This is a genomic window from Roseovarius sp. W115 (assembly GCF_032842945.2).
Taxonomy (GTDB): domain Bacteria; phylum Pseudomonadota; class Alphaproteobacteria; order Rhodobacterales; family Rhodobacteraceae; genus Roseovarius; species Roseovarius rhodophyticola.
This window is the reverse complement of the sequence record NZ_CP146606.1, coordinates 250,404-263,161: the sequence shown is the minus strand read 5'-3', so window position 1 is coordinate 263,161 and position 12,758 is coordinate 250,404. Positions and strand designations below refer to the sequence as shown.

General features: G+C 55.2%; 9 protein-coding genes. 3 read left to right on the top strand and 6 right to left on the bottom strand.

Going from position 1 to position 12,758, the window contains the following annotated elements; translation table 11 throughout:
• The first annotated feature begins 26 nt into the window (after nucleotides 1-26).
• Nucleotides 27-626, top strand: a complete 600-nt coding sequence (locus tag RZS32_RS01355; RefSeq protein ID WP_317055244.1) for a superoxide dismutase — start codon at nucleotides 27-29, stop codon at nucleotides 624-626.
• Nucleotides 627-844: 218 nt separating this feature from the next.
• Here the strand turns inward: RZS32_RS01355 and RZS32_RS01350 are convergent, their stop codons facing one another.
• The 3 genes from RZS32_RS01350 to RZS32_RS01340 form a co-directional block, all read right to left on the bottom strand.
• Nucleotides 845-2,497 carry an adenylate/guanylate cyclase domain-containing protein gene (locus tag RZS32_RS01350; RefSeq protein WP_317055243.1) on the bottom strand — a complete coding sequence of 551 codons (1,653 nt, stop codon included), beginning with the start codon at nucleotides 2,495-2,497 and terminating at the stop codon, nucleotides 845-847.
• 281 nt (nucleotides 2,498-2,778) lie between these two features.
• The gene (locus tag RZS32_RS01345; protein WP_317055242.1) at nucleotides 2,779-3,141 is read right to left on the bottom strand and encodes a hypothetical protein; all 363 of its coding nucleotides are present in this window, start codon (nucleotides 3,139-3,141) and stop codon (nucleotides 2,779-2,781) included.
• Nucleotides 3,142-3,245: 104 nt separating this feature from the next.
• Nucleotides 3,246-3,797, bottom strand: a complete 552-nt coding sequence (locus RZS32_RS01340; protein ID WP_317055241.1) for a TIGR00730 family Rossman fold protein — start codon at nucleotides 3,795-3,797, stop codon at nucleotides 3,246-3,248.
• 98 nt (nucleotides 3,798-3,895) lie between these two features.
• Here RZS32_RS01340 and RZS32_RS01335 point away from each other — a divergent pair, with 98 nt between their 5' ends.
• Both RZS32_RS01335 and RZS32_RS01330 read left to right on the top strand, forming a co-directional pair.
• Complete coding sequence (locus RZS32_RS01335) at nucleotides 3,896-5,101, top strand: LysM peptidoglycan-binding domain-containing protein (RefSeq protein ID WP_317055240.1); 1,206 nt, start codon at nucleotides 3,896-3,898, stop codon at nucleotides 5,099-5,101.
• A gap of 60 nt (nucleotides 5,102-5,161) precedes the next feature.
• The gene (locus RZS32_RS01330) at nucleotides 5,162-6,979 is read left to right on the top strand and encodes an ABCB family ABC transporter ATP-binding protein/permease (protein WP_317055239.1); all 1,818 of its coding nucleotides are present in this window, start codon (nucleotides 5,162-5,164) and stop codon (nucleotides 6,977-6,979) included.
• A 112-nt stretch (nucleotides 6,980-7,091) separates the two neighbouring features.
• Here RZS32_RS01330 and RZS32_RS01325 read toward each other — a convergent pair whose 3' ends face one another.
• From RZS32_RS01325 to RZS32_RS01315, 3 genes are read right to left on the bottom strand one after another with little or no spacing between them, the layout of a single operon-like run.
• The gene (locus RZS32_RS01325) at nucleotides 7,092-7,550 is read right to left on the bottom strand and encodes a hypothetical protein (RefSeq protein ID WP_317055238.1); all 459 of its coding nucleotides are present in this window, start codon (nucleotides 7,548-7,550) and stop codon (nucleotides 7,092-7,094) included.
• Between the two features lie 58 nt (nucleotides 7,551-7,608).
• Nucleotides 7,609-11,397 (bottom strand): efflux RND transporter permease subunit, encoded by a 3,789-nt coding sequence (locus RZS32_RS01320; RefSeq protein WP_317055237.1) that lies wholly within the window; start codon nucleotides 11,395-11,397, stop codon nucleotides 7,609-7,611.
• The gene (locus RZS32_RS01315; RefSeq protein ID WP_317055236.1) at nucleotides 11,394-12,710 is read right to left on the bottom strand and encodes an efflux RND transporter periplasmic adaptor subunit; all 1,317 of its coding nucleotides are present in this window, start codon (nucleotides 12,708-12,710) and stop codon (nucleotides 11,394-11,396) included. Before RZS32_RS01315 ends, RZS32_RS01320 begins: the two co-directional genes overlap by 4 nt.
• Nucleotides 12,711-12,758 lie beyond the last annotated feature (48 nt).

Genomic DNA, 12,758 nt, shown 5'->3' with positions numbered 1-12,758 from the left:
CATCGCAAAACACTGAGGGGGCCCACATGGCTTTTGAACTTCCCGATCTTCCCTATGCACATGACGCTCTGGCTGGCAAAGGCATGTCCGCCGAGACTCTGGAATACCACCACGACCTGCATCACAAGGCCTATGTGGACAACGGCAACAAGCTGATTGCCGGCACCGAGTGGGACGGCAAATCGATGGAAGACATCATCACCGGCACCTACGACAACTCCGCTGTCGCCCAAAATGGTATATTCAACAACATCAGCCAGCTTTGGAACCACAACCAATTCTGGGAAATGATGGGCCCCGGCGATAGCAAGATGCCTGGAGAGCTTGAAAAAGCGATCAGCGAGAGCTTTGGCTCGGTCGATGGGTTCAAGTCCCAGTTTTCCGCAGCAGGCGCGGGTCAGTTTGGCTCTGGCTGGTGCTGGCTCGTGAAAAACGCAGACGGCTCGCTCGCCGTGACCAAGACTGAGAACGGCGTCAACCCGCTTTGCTTTGGCCAAACGGCGCTTCTGGGCTGCGATGTGTGGGAACATTCCTACTATATCGACTTCCGCAACAAACGGCCTGCGTACCTCACAAACTTCCTCGACAATCTGGTCAACTGGGAAAACGTCGCCAGCCGGATGTAAGATACCCGAAATTCAAATGAAAAAGCCCCGACTGGCTTCGGGGCTTTTTTTGATTTGGAAAACTATGTTTTCGACCTGCCCGGAGGGATATCTGCCCACGCGACCAGGTATCAGCCGAATGGCTGGTCAGAGCCCAAATGGTTTTGAAAGCTTATTGTCGGATCAACATGTCTTGTGGCCTTTTGCGGCACCAAGAAGTGAGGACTGCAAACAACCTACTAAGCACTTACTGCATAAACTTTTATCGGTTGTTCGCGACCTCTAACGGTGACCTCATGTTGCTCAGCATGAGGCAAAGTCATACCGCTATAAAGCACAGTTTTTTCCGAAATGATGGTTTGGACGCCGAGTTCCTTTGTTGCGTTTTCAAGGCGGCTGGCGGTGTTTACGACATCACCAATCGCGGTAAGACTTGATGTGCGTTTGTATCCCATTTTCCCCACGATCGCTGTGCCGGTATGAACACCGATGCCAATACGCAAAGGTTCATCCAAATCGCCTGCGAGCGCATCATTAAGTTCTTCCAGTTTTTCAGCCATCTTCTGGGTGGCTCGAATAGCATCTGCGCAGCCCCGCTCGATTGATTTATTCAAACCAAACAGCGCCATGACCCCGTCGCCAATAAATTTATCCAGATGTCCCCCTGTTTGTTCGATGGCATCGCCCATCGCTGCAAAATAACGATTTAAAAGGAATGATACATCATAAGGGAGCTTTGCTTCCGATAGCTTGGTAAAGGCGCGAATATCTGCAAACAAAATCGCAATCTGCAGCTCCTGCCCATCTTCACCCGAATAAGTAGCATATCCCGTATTGGCGCCTACGTCGGGGCTGAGTATTGCGGTGATATCCAGTCCCTTATCGGGTTTAAGCTGACAGGCGAGACGCACATTTGGTGCGGCTGCGATGCGCGACAAAACTTTGCTTTCTTCAAGGCTTGGGGGCGGAAGGTTTTCCAGGCCCACATCGATACGGACCCGGCATGTTGAGCACCGTCCCTTTCCGCCACACACAGACGCATGGGGTATATTGGCACTGCGTAAATGATCTAGAACCGAGATACCCTGTCTAAGGTTGACCTGCTGTTTGTTCTTCAGGTTAAGGCTTCGGTAATTCAGTTTTTCTTTGTTACCGCGCCTCGACATCACACGGCGAAAGATGTTGAAACCAACGATTAGTATCACAAGAGAAATGACTGTAAGTTGTGTCGCGACTTCATAGTCAGAGATGAAGTTTAAGATTATCTGCCGATCCGTATCAATGTTCCTGTCCAGCCTTTCAACCCAAGACTGATTTTGCGCTAGCCGCGTGACACTCAGACCGGCAGAAACATAGCCCGCCGCCGCCAATGCAGGCACAAGAATTGCAAAAGCGAATGCCAGCATTTGAATGTATTGATACCAGGGTTTCAATCGCAACCAATAATGCCAGCCGATGCAGGCATGGGTCCAAACCGTGAGCAAACCAACTGCGAGTAGAATCCCGTAATATGGAGAGGCAACCCACAGTGCATACAACTGAAATCCATAGGCTTTTTCTATACCAAAGACTTCATATATGCCGCGCGTAGAAAGGACATGAGCCGCCAAAAATATCGGAATAAAAAAGCCCAGGATTATTTGAAGGTACTCCCAGGTCTTCAGGCGGTAGCTTCTTCGTTGATAAAGCGACCACAGCGCCAGAACCGCATGTGTTATCAGTGCACTGAGGAGCAAAATGGTGCCGGTATACGTACGCCAAGGTGCAATCGAATAGGAAAGCGCGTCATTCATGGCTTTGAGTGAGATAATACCAAGCGCATGGTTTATGAAATGTCCCAGCACGAAGACAAATAAAATAAGCCCGCTGATGATACGTAGATTGTTGATCAATTTATCAGTTTTGCTCGTTTGTTTATGTTCATTTGATTTCCAGAGTCGCCAGAACCTGTCGGCAAAGCTAGATCAATAGCTGTTTTGAAAACCTTTATACAAATTATATCACTCAAAAACTTTACGCCAACAAATGGCATGGATCATCCAAGAGCGACTATGCAACTAATCCTATCATATGGTCACATCGTCCACTGAGCCGACCTTCGCGCTCCAAAAACTACTGAAATGACCGACCGAAACCGTCAGATGGCTGCTTTGAGCTTTTAGTGGCCTTGGCCTTAAAGAATACAAGTTGTCCTTCGGTTGGACAAATCTGGATACATGTCGCCTGCTATTGCTAGGTCACAATTTCCCTCGGCTGCTTTGCGCAAGACTCCCAAAAAGGCTTCGAGTTGAGGATGTTCGAAACTGTTTTGAGCTAGAGAAGCGGCTTCCACCAACATGGCGCTGATATGTTTGTTGTTTATGACACATTCTTCGCCATAACCGATAGACACCAATTGCCTTAGGGGTGAAGACAGCTTTGAGTTTTCGTGAAGACGAAATAACAGTTCATAAAAGCTTTGATCCAAGTAGATTTCCCGCTTTGCCCAGTCGATAGATTCGGTCGGGCCTTTTCTCAGATAGATCAAAAGTGCCATTTTGTTTCCAGCTTGAGCGAAGGGTTTTCGAGTGCATTGGCCGCTGGCGTGTGTCTTGAACAGACTATATCTGCGAACGGCCGCTCTGTCCGCATAGCCGGCCCTCATTTCAACGCTTCGTGCAGTCCTTTCACCAGCCCCTCAACTGTTCCTTCGATCTGTGCAAATCCACGCAAGGAGCTGTCTGCAAAATTCTGTTCAATCACATGATCAATCAGCTGAATGAGCTTATCCCAATACCCTTTTGTATTTAAAAGGAATATCGGCTTTTCGTGCAGTCCGATTTGGCGCCAGGTGAGAACCTCAAAAAATTCATCCAATGACCCGGCTCCACCCGGCATCACCACGACCGCATCACAGTTCATGAACATGACTTTCTTGCGCTCATGCATGGTCTCGGTAACCACGTAGTGGGTCAGATCCGTCTTGCCGATCTCGCGGTCAAACAGGTTGTCCGGCATCACACCAAAGGTTTCGCCGCCCGCCTTTTGTGCCGCGCGCGCCACGGCCCCCATCAATCCCACGTCACCAGCACCGTAAACCAGCCGCCAGCCCTTTTGCGCCAAGGCCGTGCCAAAGGCCGTTGCATCGTTCATAAAAGCCGGGTCTTGCCCCGGACGTGAGCCGCAAAAGACACAGATTGAATGTGTGCTCATAAGATCACCAACTGCTGAGAAGGGTTGTTTTGACCCATGTAGCCCGGGTTGCTAAGCTCCTGCAACCGCGCGATGTGCGATGGGTGGGAAGGGATGTCATGAGCAAGTGGACAGGATCTGTTGGCGGCTGGACGCTGGGTCTTTTCTGTGGGGCTGTGATCGCGATCTTTGCCGGCCTTTACCTGACCAATGTCTTTGCGCCGTTTCCAGACGACCCAGAGACGGCAACTGCGCCTGAGCTGGCTGTCCAACCGCTCCCGCAAAGCTCACCCGAAAGCGCGACGGACAAGGCCGACATCCAACCCAAGACGCCTGCACCCGAGTCGGAGTCCACTGCTGCGGATGAGCCCAAACCTTCTTTGCCACTCCCGCCCAGCGTCAGCACCTTTCGCCTGGAACCAGATGGGCAGATGCTCGTTGCTGGACGCGCCGAGCCTGGCTGGGAAACCTCGATCAGGTTGGATGAAGAGGTGCTGAGCACATTTGTAGCAGACGGCAATGGCGAGTTCGTGCAATTTGTAGATGTTGCGCCAGACCCCGAAGTCCGCGTGCTGAGCCTTGCAATGACATCGCCGGAGACCGGAGAAGTACTTTACTCTCAAGGGGATATCATCATCACTCCCGTGGCGGCGCCAGAAGTGATTGCCGCCGAGGACGAGCCAGGCAATGCCGCATCTGAACAAACCGCAGAGGCCGAAACGGAAACTGCGGAGACCACCTCGGAAACCGCGGAGGCTGCGACGGAAGATGCCACCTCGCAAAACTCTGCCGTTCTGTTGTCAGACGACGAAGGTGTGAAGGTCCTGCAACCTGCGCAACCAAAAGATACATCGCCGGAGGTTATGTCGGTCGTGGCGCTCGATGCCATCACATACTCCACCGAAGGCGAGGTACAACTGTCCGGCCGCGGGGCCGGGGAGGGATTTGTGCGTGTCTACATCGACAACGCGCCTGTCATCACCTCACAAATCGAAGAAGATGGCAGTTGGCGCTCGGAATTGCCTGAGGTCGACACAGGGGTCTATACCCTGCGCATTGACGAGGTCGACGCCGAAGGCAATGTCACCAGTCGCGTGGAAACGCCTTTCAAACGCGAAGACGAAGAGGTGCTGGCCGAGGCCGCTCTTGAGCAATCCGAATTGGTACAGGCTGTCACGGTGCAGCCCGGCTATACACTCTGGGGCATTTCACGGGACAATTACGGCGATGGCACGCTCTTTGTGCGTATTTTCGAGGCCAACCGCGACCGCATCCGCGATCCCGACCTGATCTTTCCCGGGCAGGTGTTTACCGTTCCCCAATAACGGGTGGTCAATCCCGGACAGCCGACTTATCTCTTGGGTTCACACTGTTGAGGGGACCCAATGCGTCGACGCACGCTCACGACCACGGAGCGGCCTGAACAAGGCTGGCGCACAATCCGCCGTGTCGCCCCCTATCTGTGGCCAGATGGGCAGGGATGGGTCAAACGGCGCGTGGTCTTTGCCCTCATCGCGCTGCTGATTTCCAAACTCATCGCGGTTGGCACGCCGTTTTTCTACAAGGCTGCCGTGGACGCGTTGGCCGGTGAGGGCCAGCAGGCCGCGTGGATGCTGGCCGCCGGGGCCATCGGCCTGACTGTGGCCTACGGCATGGCGCGGTTGATGAATGTGGGGTTTCAGCAGCTTCGCGATGCGATCTTTGCCAAAGTCGGGCAGCGCGCGCTGCGGTCGCTTGCGTTGGAAACTTTTCAGCACATTCATAAAATGTCCCTGCGCTATCACACCACGCGCAAGACAGGGGGCCTCAGCCGGATCATTGAACGTGGGGTTAAGGGCGTCGATTTCCTGTTGCGCTTTCTGCTCTTTTCCATCGGTCCGCTGATCCTTGAACTTATGCTCATCGGCATCGTGCTCTGGACGCTCTTTGATTTCTGGTATCTTGCCGTCGTGATGGGCGTCATCGCCGCCTATGTCTGGTTCACCTTCAAGGTCACAGAATGGCGTGTGAAGCTGCGCAAGGAGATGAACGACCAGGACACAGATGCCAATCAAAAGGCCATCGATAGCCTACTGAATTTCGAGACGGTGAAATACTTCAACGCTGAGGGCCGCGAGGCCGCGCGCTATGACAGCGCAATGGAAGGCTATGAGAGCGCCGCGCTCAAGACCTCCTATTCGCTGGCCTTCCTCAATTTTGGCCAGAGTTTTCTGATCACAAGCGGCTTGGTCATCGTCATGGTTATGGCCGCCATGGGCGTGCAGAGTGGCGCGCTGACCGTGGGCGACTTCGTTATGGTAAACGCTTACATGATCCAGATCACCATGCCGCTGAACTTTCTGGGTACAGTTTATCGCGAGATCCGGCAGGCTTTGGTTGATATGGGCGAAATGTTCGATTTGTTAGAGCAAGCGCCAGATGTTGAGGATAAAACCGGGGCAAAAAGCCTGAAAATTGAAGGTGGCACGGTTGAGCTGGACGACGTTTTCTTTGGCTATGAGCCTGAAAGACCGATCCTGAAGGGCGTTTCGCTTAAGGTGCCAGCTGGGAAAACCGTGGCCGTGGTCGGCCCCTCTGGTTCCGGTAAATCCACCATCGGGCGTCTCCTCTTTCGCTTCTATGACGTGCAGGACGGGGCCTTGCGCATTGACGGTCAGGATGTGCGCGATGTGACCCAGGACAGCCTGCACGCCGCCATCGGTGTGGTCCCGCAAGACACGGTGCTCTTCAACGACACGGTGGGCTACAACATCGCCTATGGCCGAGACGGCGCCACGCAAGCCGAGATCGAGGAGGCCGCACAGGCTGCGCAAATCCACGAGTTTATTGCCAGTCTGCCACAGGGCTATGACACGCAGGTCGGGGAACGCGGGTTGAAGCTTTCCGGCGGGGAAAAGCAACGCGTCGGCATCGCGCGCACCCTGCTCAAGAACCCCGCGATCCTGCTTCTCGATGAGGCCACCAGCGCGCTCGATACCGAAACCGAGCAGGGCATCCAAGAGGCGCTGAAACTGGCGGGCACAGGCCGCACCGTGATCACCATCGCGCACAGGCTGTCCACCATCTCAGACGCCGATCAGATCGTCGTGCTGGAGGACGGTCATATTGTTGAGCGCGGCACGCATGAGGGGCTCATGGCGCGGGATGGACGCTATGCGAGCCTCTGGCGACGCCAGGCGCGAGAGCGCGATGAGGTGGCGTGAAATTTAGCAAGCGACGGCTTTGAGCCCGAAGCGGACTTTCCAATGTGTTGGTTTTTGAAGTCATTAGCGATTGGTCTGTCGATGTAATCTGTATGTTTGGAAACGAAACAAATTACCTCAAAAACTTATAGATTTCTTCATACTCATTTGAGAGTTGGACGCCAACAACTTCAAAAACATCGTTCACTTTGATGGCCGAAAAAAAGAAATAGACCGTCTCTCTGTTTTCCCCCAAGAAAACGGTGATCAGTGTGACATAGTTTTCGGAGTATTGCTTCCTGTACATGTCAATGCAGGTTGCAGGAACACCTATATATTGTACGAGCAGTACTTTGGTTTCGAGTAGAGTTTCAGCGGTCAGCACTTCTGCTGGATCGGCTTTTTCAAAAAATAAATCGAAATCACCATCCAGAAAGTGTTGCTTCAACTCGGAAAAGATTTCGACATCCTCATCTTGAAGGCAGTCAGCAGATGCTGATTGCGCACCAAGTAGCAGCAGCAATGTCAAAGCTAAGTTTCGCATATTCACATCATCCCAAGTTAAGAAACCCATAGCATTTGTGCCGAACATTCGAAAAGCCCGCTTCGTCCCGCAAACCCGCACATCAAAATCTGCACCTGCCGCTCACCTACTCTGCCGCTCGTACGCCTCCAGGCCCCGGTTCATCTCCATCATCCTTGCCCACCCGATGAATGAACGTCAGGCGCAGAGGCTCAGGATCGGCCTCAATCGCAGGCTCGCGTTCGTCTTCCCAGATCACCTCCGGCAGGCGCTGCCGCTTGGCTTGTCGGGCCAGTGCCCAGTCACGAGCGGCGCGGCTGGTGCGGCCCATGGACAGCTTGGCCAGAAGCTGTGAGGCCCAGAGCACGTAGGTGGTGGCCCAAATGCGCAAGGCCAGCATAGACGGCGTAAAGACAAGCGTCAGAACCGTCGCAATACCAAGGCCAAAGACCACCGCCGTGGCCAGCTGCTTCCACCACAAGGCAGTGGGGCTGTTAAATGTATACCCGCCATCGACAAAGTTGAGGCTGAGCCCGAACATCATCGGCGCAAGACCGGCCATCGTGGTGATTGTGGTCAGCAGCACGGGTCGAATACGCGCCTCCGCCGTGCGCGTGATCGCGTCAATCCGCGGCATGTACTTCGAGTATTCCTGATAGGTATCAATCAGAACGATATTGTTGTTCACCACGATCCCCGCCAAAGCCACGATGCCTGTGCCGGTCATGATGATCGAAAACGGCTGGTTCATTACCAGCATCCCGATCAGAACACCCGTGGTCGACAGGATCACCGCCAAAAGCACCAGCGCGGCGTTATAGATCGAGTTGAACTGCGCCAGCAGGATGATGAACATCAGCCCCAAGGCACCCATAAAGGCCTGCATCAGGAAGGCGCCGGATTCCTCCTGATCCTCGGTATCACCGGTCCATTCCCATTCGATGCCCGCCGGCACCACGCCACTTTCCAGCCATTTGGTGATCTCGGCAATCCGCTCATTGGGGTTCATCAGAACTTCGGTGGTCTCGCCTTTTTCATCCGTGACCGTCGCGGTCAAACCGTCAATCACATCGGCCTTGACGTCGAAATACCGCTTCTGATCCACGCGGTCGATCTGAGCCAGTTTCTGCACCGGCTTGCGGGTGATGAAGTTCGACAGCGGTACAAGCCCATCTGCCGTGCGGATCTTGAGCGTATCCAGCGTCGACAAGAGACGCTCATCCTCGGGCAGGCGCACGCGGATGTCGATTTCCTCATCCGAGCTTGGGATGCGCATCGTACCGATCTGCAGCCCGCGCGTCACAAGCTGTACCATGCCGCCCACGGCGGCCACGTTGGCCCCGTAGCGCCCGGCCTTTTCCACATCGACGTCGATTTGCCAGTCGATACCGGGCAGGGGCAGGGTATCTTCGATCAGTTTCAAACCTTCAGTGTTTTCAAACTGCGCCCTCGCTTCCTGCGTGAAAGCTTGCAACTCGTCCCAGTTGTCGCCCTTGAGCCGCAGGTGCACCGGCTTGGCCGAGGCCGGACCTTGCTCCAATGCGAGAATATCAAACTGGATACCCGGAATCTCACGCAGAGCTTCGGTCAATTCATCCATGGTCCGATTGCCATCGGCACTGTCGTCAATGACACGGCGCTGCACGTCATAGCCAATGATCGGAATTGTGAACCAGGTCTCGTAGGTTGTGGGGCGATCTTCCCACTTGGTGATCTCAAGCTGTACCTGCCCAACGGTATCAAGCGGCGGCGCGGCCCCACCTGTGTTCACGTCCAATCCGCCATCCCCGGCAAAGGCAAAGGCGTTGAGCACGTTGGGATGGGCCAGAACAACCGCTTCGGCCTCGCGCACCAGAGCGTCTTTTTGTTCAATCGACAGGTTGCCCCTGGCGCGAACCTGCACAATGGCATTCTCTGGCTCGGACTCGACAAAGAATTCCACGCCGCGATTGTTGCCCATGTAGTAGAACGTGACTGATCCCACAAAGACGAAAATCGCGCAAAACGCGATCAGCGGCGCAATAGGGTTGGCGGCGATGAGATGGATGAACCAGCCAAAGGGGGTGCGCTGATAGCCTGATTGGATTTTTTCCCGCCGCTCTGGCATGACCCGCGCACCAATTGCGCGACGCACATAGCGCAGACGCCGGAAAACCGCCATAAGGCTGACTAGGAAGGCGATCACACCGGCCAGACCGATGGCCCCGGAGACGACCGCGCAAATTGCCAATGCAAAGACGTTCACAAGGGTTGGCGCAACCGACCCAAGGATACGCGTTGGATCTAGAGCCGCAAATCTTGCGCTGATAGCTTCCATGAAAAACGGCACAGCCGCACCAGCCAGCATGACCGCACCCACAGCGATGGGCAGCAAGAGCAGGTGCCATAGCCAGTGTCCCTTGGCGATCTGGCGAATACGTTCGTCAAACCACCGTTCTGTGCGCCCGGTCACACCGCCCATCACCGGCAGATAGACCAGTGCCACCAAGAGCGAGGCGGACAGCACGAAGATCAGCGTAATTGGCAACATCTGCATGAACTGCCCCGGCACGCCCGGCCAGAAAAGCATCGGAAGAAAGGCACAGAGCGTGGTGGCGGTTGAGCTTACCACCGGCCAGAACATCCGTTTGGCCGCTGCCACATAGGCATGCATCGGGCCTTCGCCCTCCGCGATCTTTTTGTCGGCGTATTCCACCACGACAATGGCGCCGTCGACCAGCATACCCACAGCCAGAATAAGTCCGAACATCACGATGTTTGAGACTGACACGCCCATCACGGCCAAAAGGGCGAAGCAAAGCAGGAACGATGTCGGGATCGCAAAGCCAACCAACAAGGCCGGGCGGATGCCCAACGCCGCCAGCGTTACGATCATCACAAGCGCAATCGCTGTCAGAACGGAGCCTTCCAGCTGGCTCACCATGGACTCGATAATGCGTGACTGATCGTTGGACGTATCGACCTGCACCACGGAGCGTAGTCCCTGAGGCCAGGTTCTTTCGGCCTTTGCCACTTCCTCACGAATGAGTGCAGCGGTATCAATAATGTTGAAGCCTTTGCGTTTGACCACCTGCAACGCCACTGTGGTCTCGCCATTAAACCGTGCCGTACCCGCACGATCCTCAAAAGTCAGGTTAATCTCGGTGAGATCGCCCAGTGTAATGACCCTGTCGCCATTGGTTTTGACCGGCAGATTGTAGATATCGAGCGTTTCGTCGAATGAAGACGGAATTTTGACCGCGAATGACCCCTGACCGCTTTGCACCTCACCGGCGGCAATCAACCGGTTGTTGTTTGTCACCACATTCACCAGCTCATCAGCGGTGATGTTGTAGGCCTCAAGCGCCAGCGGATCGATGATCACCTCGACCATCTCATCGCGATTGCCTGCAATCCCGGCCTCCAGAATCGGATCAAGCGCCTCCAGCCGGTCCTGCAAATCCTTGGCCACCCGCGCCATGGTGCGTTCGGGCACCGGGCCTGAGAGGCTTACGATGATAATGGGAAAGGTGCTGAAATTGATCTCATTGATCGTATAGGTTTCAAACCCGTCCGGAAAATCGGCCTCCGCGGCACTCATCGCGTCGCGCACATCGGCAGTGATCTTGGTCTTGTCCCAGCCAAATTCAAACTCAAGCGCCACCCCGGCATAACCTTCCGAGGCGGTGCCGGTCATTTCCTTGAGCCCGTCAAGATCGGCCAGCTCGGTCTCCATGACCTTCACCAGAAGCTTCTCGCTATCCTCTGCCGAAATGCCGGGGAAGGGGACAGAAACGAAAAGCGCTGGGATCTCGATATCCGGCTCACCTTCCTTTGGCAGGCTGATATAGGCCAACGTGCCTGCCAGAATCGACAGCACAATAAAGGCAATCACCATCCGCGCGCGGGCGGCAGCCCAATCGACGATCCCCGTCATTGGCTAAGCTCCTGAAAGCTCGGTTCAACCGGCACACCATCGCCGACAAATTCCTGCCCGATGATGATCACGTCTGCGGCGTCTGGCAAACCGGTGATCAGCACGCCGGTTGGCGTGTCACGCAAGAGCCTCACAGGTACAAACTCGGCTTGGCTGGTCTGGGTAACCACGCGTACACCCAGCATGCCGTCATCGTTAAGTGTCAGGGCCGATTGCGGCAGCAAATGCGCCTCTTTACCTTCGGCCTCGATGCGAATTTCAGCGGTTTGCCCGTCGCGCAGCAGGTAGTCAGGGTTGGGCACTTCGACCTCAACTCTGAACGTGCGCGTTGTTTCATCAGCAGCGCGGGAGACGAAAACAACCTGGCCCTCGACCTGATCGCGTGACGACAATTCGGCCACCGCTGGCGCGCCACTATTGACCTGGTTGACCTGCGTTTCGTTTACAAATCCAACCAAAACCATAGGGTTCAAGCGGATCACCGTAGCGCAGAGACCCCCGGTTTGCAAAAGGCTGCCCAACTCGGCGGTGTCGCTTTCCAAAAGTCCTGAAAACGGTGCCGAAATGGTCAGATTGTCAATTTCCTTTTCCGCCGATGCCACAGACGCGCGCGCGCTCTCAACGCCCGCATTCGCAGCCTCAATGCCAGCAGCAGCGCTCTCAAGGCCGGACAGAGCAGCTTTTAACGCGGCCTCGGCGCTGACAATTTGCGCCCGCGCGCCTTCAACTTCGGCCTCTGTTTGAGCAACACGTGTCTGCGATGCAAAGCCTTCTTCGCTGAGGCGTGATGCTGCGTTGGAATTGATCTGTGCTTCACGCAGCCGCGCATTGGCCTCAAGCACCCGCGCCCGCGCTTCTTCGACGCTGGCCTCTGCCGACGGCACTTGCGCCTCCGCTGACGGCACGCGCGCGCGCGCTTCGGCCAGCCGTGCTACCGCCTCGGCAAGTGTGGCTTCGCGTGTGCCTGGCCCCAAACGGCACAGAATTTCACCCTCTTCGACAAAAGATCCCTTTTTTAAAGGGTTGGAAACCACTTCGCCGGTGGTTTGTGCCAAAAGCTCGACCTGACGGTCGGCTTCGGTCTGGCCGCGCACCACTACTGAAGTATCCACACGCCGCGCTGTGGACCTTACAGCTACAACGCGCACCTTTGTTGCGTCTGGTTTGCCTTCCGTCGGCGTCTCTTCGCCGTCGGTCGCCGCCTCGGAGGAGCTGTCCGCCGCAAAAAGCGTAGCAATCTGATCGCGTTCAAGGACAAACCCGTAAATCAGGGCCCCGACAATGATGGCTGCAAAGATCGAAAACAAACGCATTTTTACTCTTTCTGCGCGACTTTGGCCTGCCTACGGCATTAGCTTGAT

Coding starts and splice junctions, on each gene's coding strand:
- RZS32_RS01355 (WP_317055244.1), top strand. CDS start 27: ATGGCTTTTGAACTTCCCGATCTTCCCTATGCACATGACGCTCTGGCT.
- RZS32_RS01345 (WP_317055242.1), bottom strand. CDS start 3,141: ATGGCACTTTTGATCTATCTGAGAAAAGGCCCGACCGAATCTATCGAC.
- RZS32_RS01340 (WP_317055241.1), bottom strand. CDS start 3,797: ATGAGCACACATTCAATCTGTGTCTTTTGCGGCTCACGTCCGGGGCAA.
- RZS32_RS01335 (WP_317055240.1), top strand. CDS start 3,896: ATGAGCAAGTGGACAGGATCTGTTGGCGGCTGGACGCTGGGTCTTTTC.
- RZS32_RS01330 (WP_317055239.1), top strand. CDS start 5,162: ATGCGTCGACGCACGCTCACGACCACGGAGCGGCCTGAACAAGGCTGG.
- RZS32_RS01325 (WP_317055238.1), bottom strand. CDS start 7,550: ATGTTCGGCACAAATGCTATGGGTTTCTTAACTTGGGATGATGTGAAT.
- RZS32_RS01320 (WP_317055237.1), bottom strand. CDS start 11,397: ATGACGGGGATCGTCGATTGGGCTGCCGCCCGCGCGCGGATGGTGATT.
- RZS32_RS01315 (WP_317055236.1), bottom strand. CDS start 12,710: ATGCGTTTGTTTTCGATCTTTGCAGCCATCATTGTCGGGGCCCTGATT.